Source organism: Variovorax sp. UC74_104 (assembly GCF_044055375.1).
GTDB lineage: Bacteria > Pseudomonadota > Gammaproteobacteria > Burkholderiales > Burkholderiaceae_C > Variovorax.
This window is the reverse complement of sequence record NZ_CP171978.1, coordinates 3,893,955-3,906,593: the sequence shown is the minus strand read 5'-3', so window position 1 is coordinate 3,906,593 and position 12,639 is coordinate 3,893,955. Positions and strand designations below refer to the sequence as shown.

Here is a 12,639-nt window from a genome sequence, read left to right as displayed (position 1 = left end):
CCAGGGCCTAAAGTACACACATCGGCTGCGGGAAACACCCTAGGATGAACACACGAAAAAACAGGTTCCAGCTTCTCATTCTTAATTGCGCGAATGGATTTTCCATTCGCTCAATTACTTTTGTCGTATTTCTTTTGGGATACTTACGTGGAAATTCAAACTGTTTCGCAGGCAGGCCAAGGCGATCCGGAGCTCGCTCTGGAAGACCTGTTCGTGTCGCGATCCAATTCGAAAGGATCGGCCAGCCGCCACGCCGCCTCCGCCACGCTCTCGCCCCATTTCGCGCGGAACCTGGCCGGTTCGCCGGCCATCGGGGGCCGGTTGCCGGACACCCTCTTCGCAGGCGCCTGGCTGCTGCTGGAGGCTCGCTGGCTTGGAAGCCTCTGGCCCGTACTGAATGAAGCAGGCGCGGGGCAGGACGCGCCCGCGTGCTTCTCCACCACCGTCGCGTTCGACACCACCATGCCCGCAGGCCGCTGGCTGGCAGAGCTGGACCTCGGCCGCCGCAACGCACCGAAGCCCCGGCACGCCGCCGCGCCCACGACGCTCTGGCTGCGCGAAGAAATGGACACACGGGGCACCGATGCTCCGCTGCGGCTGCGCTTCGACGCCGCCTCCGCATCGCTGCACGCCGACGCGGCCGCCGGCCTGATCGACTCCGCCACGCTCGAGCAGTTGCTCGCGGCACTCGCCGACACCGCCGAAGACCTGCTCGACCATCCCGATGCGGCCCTGGGCGACATCCGCACGCTGCCCGGCGCCCACCGTTCGGATCAGCTCGGCGCCTGGAACATCCCCCTCTCGCCCATCGACCCAGCCCTCACGGTGCCCGCCATGTTCGTCCGGCAGGCCGCGGCGGCGCCTGACGCCATCGCCCTCGCGCAGGGCGAGGCCCGGATGAGCTACGGCGAGCTCGACCGGCAGTCCGACGACCTCGCCCGGCGCCTCCAGGCCCTGGGCGTTCGCGGCGGCGACAGCGTCGGCATGCTGCTCGACCGCTCGATGGCGGCCATCGTCGCCCAGCTCGGCATCCTCAAGGCCGGCGCCGCCTACGTACCGGTGCCGACCGATTACCCGCCCGAACGCATCGCCTACATGCTCGACGAGGCAGGCGCGCACCACGTGCTGGCCACGCAGGAGCACCGCCACCTCGTCCCCCCCCATCACGGCGTTTTTCTGGTCGACGAGCAGCAAGACAACGAAAACCGCAGTTCATGGAATCCGCCGGCCATCGACGCGGAATCGGTGGCCTACGTCATGTACACCTCGGGCTCGACGGGCACGCCTAAGGGCATCGAGATCTGCCATCGCTCGATCCTGCGGCTCGTCGTGGGCGTGGACTACGTTTCGCTCGCGCCCGGCCTCGCCATGCTGCACGCGGCCCCGCTGGGCTTCGATGCGGCCACGCTGGAAATCTGGGGCCCGCTGCTCAACGGCGGCTGCTGCGTGATCCATGACGAACGCGTGCCCACCGGCGCCGGGCTGGCCCGCACCATCGCGCGCCACGACGTGCACGCCGCCTGGCTCACGGCCGCGCTCTTCAATGCCGTCGTCGACGACGACCCGGCCCATCTTTCGGGCCTGCGGCATCTCTTCACCGGCGGCGAGGCGCTCTCCGTGCCGCACGTGCGCCGCGCGCTGGCAGCGCTGCCCGGCCTCGCGCTGAGCAACGGCTACGGCCCCACCGAATGCACCACCTTCGCGGCCACGCACCGCATCGCGTCGCCGCTGCCGGAAGACCTTCGCTCGGTTCCGCTCGGCCGGCCCATCAAGGACACCGTGCTGCGCGTGCTCAGTCCCTCGATGGCGCTGCTGCCGACCGGCTTCGTCGGCGAGCTGTGCATCGGCGGCCACGGGCTGGCACGCGGCTATCTGCGGCAGCCTGAACTCAGCGCCGCGCGCTTCGTGCCGGACCCCTTCGGCGCCCCCGGCGACCGGCTCTACCGCACCGGCGATCTCGCGCGCTGGCTGCCGGACGGCACCATCGAATTCATCGGCCGGCGCGACGGCCAGGTGAAGATCCACGGCCACCGCATCGAGACCGGCGAGGTGGAGGCGGCGATCCTCTCGCATCCCGGCGTGCAGTCGTGCGCGGTGGTCGCCCGGCCCGACGGCAGCGGGCAGCTGCGCCTCGTGGCCTATCTGCTTTCGCAGTCTGTAGAAGCACGGCCGTCGTGGGACGCCCTGCGCGCCCACCTCGGCGAGCGCCTGCCCGCGGCCATGGTGCCGGCGGCCCAGGTATGGCTGGAAAGGCTTCCCGTCACCCCCAACGGCAAGCTCGACCGCAAGGCGCTGCCCGAGCCGGCGGGCGAGCGCCCCGATCTCGCGCAGCCTTTCGAGGAAGCGCGCGGCGCCATCGAACGGCAGGTGTGCGACGCCTTCGCCCGCGCGCTGCGCATCTCGAAGGTCGGCCGCAACGACAACTTCTTCGACCTGGGCGGCGATTCGCTTCTGGTGCTGCAGGTGCTGGCCGATCTCCGCCGTGGCACGGGCGCGCCGCTGTCCACCAATCTTTTCTTCCGCAATCCCACGCCAAAAGCGATGGGTGCGCGGATGCAGCCGGCGGACGAACAGTCCGCCACGGCCGCTGCGGCCGGTTCCAAGGATCGACCGACCGCAGCGGCCACCCATCCTGAAGACGCCGTCGCGCTGATCGCCACCGCCGGGCGCTTTCCCGGCGCTGCCGACGTGGAGCAGTTCTGGGACAACCTCGTCGCCGGCCGCGACACGATCAGCTTCTTCGACGACGCCACGCTCGACGCGGGCATCTCCGAGGCCCTGCGCAACGACCCCGCCTACGTGCGCGCACGCGGCGTGATCGACGGCATCGAGAACTTCGACGCCGCCTTCTTCGGCATCGGCCCGAAGGAAGCGCAGCTCATGGACCCACAGCAGCGCGTGTTCCTTGAGATCTGCTGGGAAGCCCTGGAGCGCGCCGGCTACGTGCCCGACGCGGCACCGGGCCCGGTGGGCGTGTACGCCGGCATGTACAACGCCACCTACTTCCAGCGCCACGTGAGCACCCGGCCCGACCTGGTGGAGCCGGTGGGCGAGTTCCAGGTGATGCTGGCCAACGAGAAGGACTACATCACCACGCGGGTGGCGAACCGGCTCAACCTCACGGGCCCGGCCGTCAGCGTGCACACCGCCTGCTCGACCTCGCTGGTGGCGGTGGCGCACGCCTTCCACGCGCTGCGCACGGGCCAGTGCTACATGGCGCTGGCGGGCGGCGCCTCGGTCACCTGCCCGCCGCGCAGCGGCTATCTCTACAACGAGGGCTCGATGCTCTCGCCCGACGGCCACACGCGCAGCTTCGACGCGCAGGCCCAGGGCACCGTCTTCAGCGACGGCGCGGCCGTGGTGCTGCTCAAGCGCCTGGCCGACGCGCAGGCCGACGGCGACACCATCTACGCCGTGCTGCGCAGCGCCTGCGTGAACAACGACGGCGGCGCCAAGGCCAGCTTCACCGCGCCCAGCGTCGACGGGCAGGCCGCGGTGATCCGCGCGGCGCTGGCGGCGGCCGACGTGGACGCGCGCAGCATCTCCTACGTCGAGGCACACGGCACCGCCACGCCGATGGGCGACCCGATCGAGGTCGAGGCGCTGGCCGTCGCCTATGCCGAGCACACCGATGCGCTGGGCTTCTGCACGCTGGGCTCGCTCAAGAGCAACGTGGGCCACATGGTCACGGCGGCGGGCGCGGCCGGGCTCATCAAGACGGCGCTGGCGCTGCACCACGAGCAGATCCCGCCGACGGTTCATTTCAGCGCGCCGAACCCGTCGATCGACTTCGCGCGCACGCCCTTCCACGTGACCGCGAGCCTGCAGCCGTGGCCGCGCGCCGCCCAGCCGCGCCGCGCGGGCGTCAGTTCCTTCGGCGTCGGCGGCACCAATGCGCACGTCATCGTCGAGGAGGCGCCACCCCGGCCGGCTTCGCCGCCCGCCGCGGGCGAGCAGGTGCTGCTGCTTTCCGCGCGCTCCGAGGCAGCGCTCGCCGTGGCCGCCGGGCAGCTCGCGTCGCACCTCGAAGCCCATCCGGAACTCGCACTGGCCGACGTGGCCCACACCCTCGCGGTCGGCCGCAAGGCCCACGCCTTCCGCCGCGCGGTGGTGGCCGGCAGCACGGCCGATGCCGCGGCCTCCCTGCGAGACACCGGCTCGACCGGCACCGTCAGCGGCCGCGCCGCCTCGAGCGAACCCCAGCTCGTGCTGATGTTCCCCGGACAGGGCGCGCAGTACGCCGGCATGGGCCGCAACCTGCACGCGAAGGACCCGGTGTTCGCCGCCGCCTTCGACGACTGCATGGCCGCCCTGGAAGGCGTGACGGATTTCGACCTGCGCGAGCGCATGTTCTCGGACGACCCGCAGGCGCTGTCGCCCACCGCCGTCACGCAGCCCGCGATCTTCGCGCTCGAATACGCGCTCGCCCGGCGGCTGCTGGCGCTGGGCGCGAGGCCGCATGCGCTGATCGGCCACAGCGTCGGCGAATTCGTCGCGGCGGTGATCGCGGGCGTGATGCGCCTCGAAGACGCCGCCCGGCTCGTGGCCCGCCGCGGCGCGCTCATGCAGGCGCAGCCGGCCGGAGCGATGCTGTCGGTGCGCCTTGGCGCGGCCCAGCTCGCCGAAAGGCTGGGCCCGCAGCTTTCGCTGGCCTCGGAGAACAGCCCCACAGCCTGCGTCGCGGCCGGCCCCTTCGATGCCATCGCGGCACTGCAGTCCGCGCTGGAAGCAGAGGGCATTCCGAGCCGCCCGCTGCAGACTTCGCACGCCTTCCACTCGGCCATGATGGACGCGGCCGTCGCGCCCTTCGAGGCCCTGGTGGCCAAGGTCGCGCTGAGTGCGCCGCAGATCCGGATCCATTCCACGCTCACCGGCAAGCCGCTCGACGACGCCGAGGCCACGAGTCCGTCCTACTGGGCCAGGCACCTGCGCGGCACGGTGCGCTTCTCGCCGGCCGTGCGCGGCGCGATGGCGCAGACGGCGAATCCGCTGTTCGTCGAGGCCGGCCCGCGCAATACGCTTTCGACGCTGGTGCGCCAGCACGGCGCGAGCAACGCCTTCGCGCTGCTGCACGTGGAGCCCGGCGGCCTGGCCGACGAGGCCCGCACCCTGCGCCTGGCGCTGGGCCGCCTCTGGACCTGCGGCGCCGACATCGAACTCTCCCGCCTGACGGCCCGCGCCGGCGCCCAGCGCGTGCGCCTGCCCACCACGCCCTTCGAGCGCAAGCGCTGCTGGGTCGACATCGCTTCTTCCTTCGACGTTTCCGTCGCCGCGGCCGCGCCCGCCGCCACGGCCACGACCACGCCCTTCGTACCACCCGTTTCCCTGGAGCCGATCGTGACTGCTGCAACGCCCTCGCCTCTTCCTCCTCCTTCCGGCGGCCCGTCCGTCGACACGCGCCTGCGTGCGCTGTTCGAGGACATCTCCGGCCTAGACATGGCACAGGCCGAGGGCCAGGCGCCCTTCGGCGAACTGGGCCTGGACTCGCTCACGCTGACCCAGGCGGCCACGCAGATCAAGAAACACTTCAAGGTGAACGTCAGCTTCCGCCAGCTGATGGAGAACTACCGCGGCTTCGACGCGCTTTCGGCCTTCCTGCGCGAGAGCCTGCCGCCCGAGGCTGCGCCCGCGCCGGTGGCTGCTGCGGCAGCCGCGCCAGCCGAAACCGCGGTCTCCGTATCACGGGTGGCGCCGCAACAGCCGGTGCCGGTGGCCATGCCGGTCTACATGCCGATGCAAGGCAGTGCCGTCATGGGTGAGGCCCAGCTGCCCCAGCTGATTTCGCAACAGATGGAATTGATGCGGCAGCAGCTCGCGCTGCTGTCGGGCGCCGTTCCCGCTGCGCCGCTGGTAACTCTGCAGCCGGTGATGCCGGCCCAGGCCGCGCCCGTGGCGGCGGCTCCGGCAACGCAGGCCTCCCCCGCATCCGCCGAGGAGCCCGCCCAGCCCGTGCGCTACGACGTGAGCAAGGCCTTCGGCGCCATCGCCCGCATCCACACCCAGCGCACCACCGAGCCCAGCGGCCGGCAGAAGGCGCGGCTGGCGGCCTTCGTGCGCCGCTACGTGGAGCGCACGCGCAAGAGCAAGGAATTCACCGAGGCCAACCGGGCGCACATGGCCGATCCGCGCGTGGTCAACGGCTTCCGGCCGATCACGAAGGAGATCACCTACCAGATCGTCATCGAGCGCTCCAAGGGCTCGAGGATGTGGGACCTCGACGGCAACGAGTACGTCGACGCGCTCAACGGCTTCGGCATGAACATGTTCGGCTGGCAGCCCGAGTTCGTGCAGGAGGCCGTGCGCCGGCAGCTCGACGCCGGCTACGAGATCGGCCCGCAGCATCCGTTGGCCGCCGAGGTCACGGCGCTGGTGTGCGAGCTCACCGGCAACGACCGCGCGGGCCTGTGCAACACCGGCTCCGAGGCCGTGATGGCGGCGCTGCGCATCGCGCGCACCGTCACCGGCCGCAGCACGGTGGTGGTGTTCACCGGCTCCTACCACGGCACCTTCGACGAGGTGCTGGTGCGCGCCGGCAAGGGCGGCAAGGGCCTGTCGGCCGCGCCCGGCGTGATGAGCGGCATGTTCGGCGACATCCGCGTGCTCGACTACGGCACGCCCGAGGCGCTGGCGTTCATCCGCGAGAACGCCGACGACCTGGCCGCCGTGCTGGCCGAGCCCGTGCAGAGCCGCCGGCCCGACTTCCAGCCGCGCGAGTTCCTGCACGAGCTGCGCGAGATCACCGCGCAGAACGGCTGCTGCCTGATCTTCGACGAGGTCATCACCGGCTTTCGCACCGCGCTGGGCGGCGCGCAGGAGTTCTTCGGCGTGCGCGCCGACCTCGCCACCTACGGCAAGGTGATCGGCGGCGGCTTCCCGGTGGGCGTGATCGCGGGCAAGCGCGAGTTCATGGACGCGCTCGACGGCGGCGCCTGGCAGTACGGCGACGACTCCATTCCCGGCGTGGGCGTGACCTACTTCGCGGGCACCTTCGTGCGCCACCCGCTCGCGCTCGCGGCGGCGAAGGCCTCGCTCGCGCACCTGAAGGAAGCCGGGCCGTCGCTGCAGTCGGGGCTCAACGCGAGCACCACCGCCATGGCCGCGGAACTCACCGGCTGGTGCAGGGAGGTGGGCGCGCCCATCGAGGTCCGCCACTTCGCGTCGCTGTGGCGCGTGAGCTGGCTCGAAGACCATCCCCTGCAGGACCTGCTGTTCGCCATGATGCGCAGCCGCGGGGTCCACATCCTGGACAACTTCCCGTGCTTCCTCACCAGCGCGCACAGCGCCGAGGACATCGCCTTCATCCAGCGCGCCTTCAAGGAATCGGTCGCGGAGATGCAGGAGTCGGGCTTCCTGCCGCGCCGCGCGATTCCCGTCACCGGCTTCGACATCCACAAGCCGGCCGAAGAAGGCAGCGTGCTTGCCCGCGACATCGACGGCCAGCCCTTCTGGTACGTGCCCGACACGGCACCCGCCAGTCACGCCCTCGTCAATGGAAAGGCCGCAGCATGAACGCCGTTCTCAAGCCCACCGCGAGCGGTGGGATCGTCGAATCCATCATCGCGACCACGCCGTCGCAGCGCGAAGTCTGGCTCGGCGCCACGCTGGGCACGGAAGCCTCGATGGCCTACAACGAATCGGTGGTGCTGCGCCTGCGCGGGGAGCTCGACCAGCCTGCCCTCTCGCGCGCCATGGACCGCCTGCTCGCGCGCCACCAGGCACTGCGCTCCACCATCTCGCCCGACGGCGCCTGCATGCTGGTGAGCCAGCCCCGCGCGAACGTCATGGCCGGGCACGACCTGTCCGCGCTCGAGCCCGAAGCCCGTGCCCAGGCGCTGCGCGACGCGCACGACGACGCGGTCTGCACGCCGTTCCCGCTGGAGCACGGCCCGCTGTTCAGGGCGGTTCTCTACCGGCTCGGCAGGGCCGAGCACGAATTGGTGATGTCGGCGCACCACGTGGTATGCGACGGCTGGTCGTGGGCGGTCATCACCGAGCAGCTGGGCCACCTGTATGCCGAGGAAACCGGCACCGGGCTGAAGCTCAAGGCCGCGCCCCTCTTCGCCGACTTCGCCGCCGAGGAAGCCGCCGCGGCGGCGCATCCGGACATGCAGGCGCACGTCGACTACTGGCTGGGCCGCTTCCCCGGCAGCCCGCTGCCGGTGCTCGACCTGCCGCTGGACCGCCCGCGCCCGGCCGCGCGCACCTTCAATTCGCGCCGCGCCGAGCGCCTGCTCGACAAGCGCCTGGTCGCCTCGGTGCGCACCACCAGCACCAAGGCCGGCATCAGCCTCTTCACCGGCCTGCTCAGCGGCTTCGTCGCCACGCTGCACCGGCTCACGGGCCAGGAAGACATCGTGGTCGGCATTCCCGCCTCGGGCCAGCTCGCGCACGACATGCCCGGCCTGGTCGGCCATTGCGTGAACCTGCTGCCGCTTCGCCTGGCCGCGCGCGCCGACATGCGCTTCGACGCACTGATGGACGAATGCAGCACCGCCGTGCTCGACGCCTTCGACCACCAGGCACTCACCTACGGCGCGCTGCTGAGCCAGCTCTCGCTGGAGCGCGACCCGAGCCGGCTGCCGCTGGTGAGCGTGGCCTTCAACGTCGACCCCGATGTGGCCAGCAGCGCGCAGGCCTTCACCACGCTGGACGTGGTGCAGGACACCATCGCCCGCCGCTACGAGAACTTCGAGCTCTTCGTGAACCTGCGCCCGCTCGACGGCGGCCTGATGGTGGAGGCGCAGTACAACACCGACCTCTTCGACGAGGTCAGCGTGCAGCGCTGGCTCGACATGTTCGAGTGCGTGCTGCAGTCGGCCTCGCACAGGCCCGACGAAACGGTCGGCAGGCTCGAAGTGCTGTCGGCCGAGGCCGCGCGCGCCCTGCTCGCCTTGCAGCCGGCGCGGGTGCCGCTGGTCGGCGCGCCGCTGGCGCATGCCGGCTTCGTCGCGCGCACTCCGCTGCAGCCCGACCGCCCCGCGGTGCGCGACGGCGCCCGCAGCTGCAGCTACGGCGAGCTCGAGTCGCTCTCCAACCGCCTTGCCCGTGCGCTGCGCGCGCGTGGCGTGGGCCGCGGCCAGCGCGTGGGCCTGTGCCTGGAGCGCAGCCTCGAGATGGTCGTCGCGATGCTGGGCGTGCTGAAGGCCGGCGCGTCCTACGTTCCGCTGGACACCGCCTTCCCGCAGGCCCGGCTGGACCACTACGCCAGCGACGCAAAGCTCGCGCTGATGCTGACATCGTCGGACATCGCGGTCGCGCCGCGCGACTGGCGTGGCGACGCGGGCCAGCGCATCTTCGAGATCGACCGCGACACCGAATGGCGGCAGCTCTCCGGCGATCCGCTGCCGCCGAGCGCCGACGACCCGCAGTCGGAAGACGCCGCCTACGTGATCTACACCTCGGGCTCGACCGGCCTGCCCAAGGGCGTGATCGCCCATCACCGCGGCGTGGCGCACCTGCTGCAGTGGATGCAGCGCGAGTCGGGCATCGGCCCGGCCGACCGCATCGCCGCCGTGACGACGCTGTCCTTCGACATGGCAGTGCCCGACCTGCTGCTGCCGCTGGCCGCCGGCGCCGAGCTGGTGATGGTGAAGCGCGAAGTGGCGATGGACGGCAACCGCCTGTCGCGCGCGCTCGACGAGGAACAGATCACCCTGCTGCAGGCCACGCCCGGCATGTGGCAGCTGCTGCTCGACGCCCAGTGGGCCGGCGGCGCGCCGGGCTTTCGCGGCTGGACCGGCGGCGAGGCGCTGCGCCCGAGCATGGCGCTGGCGCTGTGCGAACGCATGGAAGGCCTGTGGAACGGCTACGGGCCGACCGAGACCACCGTGTACTCCACCGCCTGGCACGTGCGCCCCGAGGAAATCTCCTCGCGCGGCGTCTCCATCGGCAGGCCGGTGGACAACACCGAGATCTGGATCCTCGACGCCGACCTGCAGCCCTGCCCCATCGGCGTGCCGGGCGAGATCTGCATCGCGGGCGAAGGCGTTTCATTGGGCTATCTCGATCGGCCCGAGCTGACCGCCGAGCGCTTCGTCACGGTGCGCATCTTCGGCACCCCGATGAAGATGTACCGCTCCGGCGACCGCGGACGCTGGCGCAACGACGGCCTGCTCGACCACCTCGGGCGGCTCGACTTCCAGGTGAAGGTGCGCGGCTACCGCATCGAGCCCGGCGAGATCGAGGTGCGCTGCTGCGAAGTGGCGGGCGTCTCGCGCGCCGTGGTCGTGGCCCGCGAGGACAACCCCGGCGACGTGCGCCTGGTGGCCTACCTCGCGCTCAAGCAGGGCGCCGGCTTCGACCTCGAGACGCTGATGGTGCACCTGCGCAAGCACCTTCCGGCTTTCATGCTCCCGCAGCACGTGGTGACGATGGACGTGCTGCCCAAGCTGGCCAACGGCAAGATCGACCGCGTGTCGCTCCCGCCTCCGCAGGCGGTGGCGCGCGACGAGGTGCGCCGCGGCGCCGGCCCGCGCAACGAGCACGAGCGCAAGGTGCTCGCGCTCATGGAGAAGGTGCTGAGCCTGCCGGGCCTCGACATGCACGACGACTTCTTCACCATGGGCGGCCATTCGCTGCTGGCGGCGCGGCTCACCACGCTGCTGAGCCGCGAGTTCCAGGTGACGGTGCCGCTGCGCACCCTCTTCGAGTCGCCCACGGCCGAGAAGCTGGCGGCGTCCATCCAGGCGCTGCAGGGCGCGGGCGTGGGGCTGCAGGCGCCGATCGGGCGCAGCGCCGGGCGCACCACCGCGCCGCTGACCATGGCGCAGGAGCGCATCCGCTTCATGGAGCAGCTGCATCCGGGCCGCTCGGTCTACAACGCACCCTCGGCGCAGCGGCTCACGGGGCAGCTCGACGCCGCGCGCTTCGAGGAGGCGCTGCGCCAGATCATCCACCGCCAGCCCTCGCTGCGCACCCGCATCGACATCGACGCGGAAAGCGGAAAGCCGGTGCAGGCGATAGCGGAGTCTGCGGAATTCACTCTGCCGCTGGTCGACCTGCGCGACCTGCCTGCCGACCAGCGCGAGGCCGAGCTGGCCGAGCGCATGCAGGAGCTGGCGGACCGCCCCATCGACATCCACGCCGCGCCGATGATGCACGCGACGCTGTTCAGGCTGGACGACAACGAGCACGTGTTCCAGTTCGTGCCGCACCACCTGATCTGGGACGGCTGGTCCTTCGACCTGATGCAGCGCGAGCTGGCCGCGTTCTACGACGCCGCCGAACGCGGGCGCCCGCACAACCTGCCGCCGCTCATGACCACCCAGGGCGACTACGCCCAGTGGCTTGAGAAGTGGCTGACCGAGCCCGCCTGCGAGGAGCAGCTCGCCTTCTGGCGCGGCCGCCTCGAAGGCGCCAGGGCCGTGCGCCCGCCGGTGACCGACATGCCCCGGCGCGCCGGCAAGAGCGGCCAGGGCGGCGCGCACTGGATCCACATCGACCTGCAGAGCACACAGCGGCTGCGCGAGATCGCCCGCGACATGGACGTGACGCTGAGCATGCTCACCTTCGGCGTGTACGCGCTGACCATGGCCCAGGTGACCGGCAACGAGGCCATCGTCATCGCCAACCCGGTGCGCGGACGCCAGCAGGCCGAGACCGAGGACGTGATGGGCTTCTTCAACAACGTGCTGCCGGTCTCGCTCACGGTCGACCGCTCGCTGGCGCTGCCCGCCTTCATGCGCTACGTGAAGCAGGAGCTGCTGTCGATGATGAACAACCAGCAGGTGCCGTTCGAGCGCCTGATGGCCGAGCCGGGCTACGCGGGGCAGATCAAGACCTCGGGGCCCTACCAGTCGATGTTCTCGTTCCAGGACGCCCGCGAGCGCACGCGTTCCATCGGCAGCCTGCAGACCCGCCAGATGCACGTGATGCAGCACGGCGCCACCGACGACATCGGCGTGTGGCTGATGGACAAGCCGCACGGACTGGAAGGCGCGCTCATCTACAACGCCGACGTGTACCTGCGCGAGACCGGCGCCCAGCTGCGCGAGCGGTACCTGGAGGTGCTGCACCGCGTGGCCGAGGAGCCCGGCGCCACGCTCGAGCGGATCGCCGACACCGAAGGCTCGACCAGCGCGGCCTACCTGCGCAAGCTGGCCGCGAGCGACGACGGCAGGAGCGCCGCGGCCGGTGCCGCCAACGGCGACGCGCCCAAGGCGAAGCAGAGCCAGCTCGAGCCCGAGCAGGCGCAGCTCGCCCTCATCTGGGCCGGCGTGATCGGCATCGACGTCAACGACATCCGCGCCAGCGACAACTTCTTCGACCTCGGCGGCGATTCGCTGCTGGTGCTGCGCGCGGTGCAGCAGGCCGCGCAGACGCTGGGGCACCGCGTGGAGCCGCGCCGCTACCTGTTCGAGAACCTCGGGCAGATCGCCTCGTCGGCGCGCGGCGCAAGCGAAGGCGTGCCTTCGGATCTCGCGGAGCTGGCCGCCGGCACGGCCGCGCAGGCGCATCGCGGCGGGCTGCTCGGCGCCCTCGGCGGCTGGCTGCGCAAGGGGTGATCGACATGACCGGCAGCTCCCTCTACGCGCTTTCCATCGACGCACCGGTGTGCCGGTACGTCGACCTGGACAGCTTCACCGACCTCCCGTCCGAGGAACTTCTTCTCGGAGGAGGAACGCGCGCGCGCCGACGGCT

General features: G+C 71.1%; 2 protein-coding genes. Both read left to right on the top strand.

The features are described 5' to 3' along the window. Window positions 1–93: 93 nt before the first annotated feature. Window positions 94–7,509 (top strand): amino acid adenylation domain-containing protein, encoded by a 7,416-nt coding sequence (locus ACHMXA_RS18330; RefSeq protein ID WP_395316081.1) that lies wholly within the window; start codon window positions 94–96, stop codon window positions 7,507–7,509. Then, entirely contained in the window at window positions 7,506–12,503 is a 4,998-nt protein-coding gene (locus ACHMXA_RS18325) for an amino acid adenylation domain-containing protein (RefSeq protein WP_395316080.1), read from the top strand. The genes ACHMXA_RS18330 and ACHMXA_RS18325 overlap by 4 nt, the downstream gene beginning before the upstream one ends. Window positions 12,504–12,639 lie beyond the last annotated feature (136 nt).

What these genes read in the sequence shown, in the direction of transcription:
- ACHMXA_RS18330 (WP_395316081.1), top strand. Translation starts at nt 94, where the DNA reads ATGGATTTTCCATTCGCTCAATTACTTTTGTCGTATTTCTTTTGGGAT.
- ACHMXA_RS18325 (WP_395316080.1), top strand. Translation starts at nt 7,506, where the DNA reads ATGAACGCCGTTCTCAAGCCCACCGCGAGCGGTGGGATCGTCGAATCC.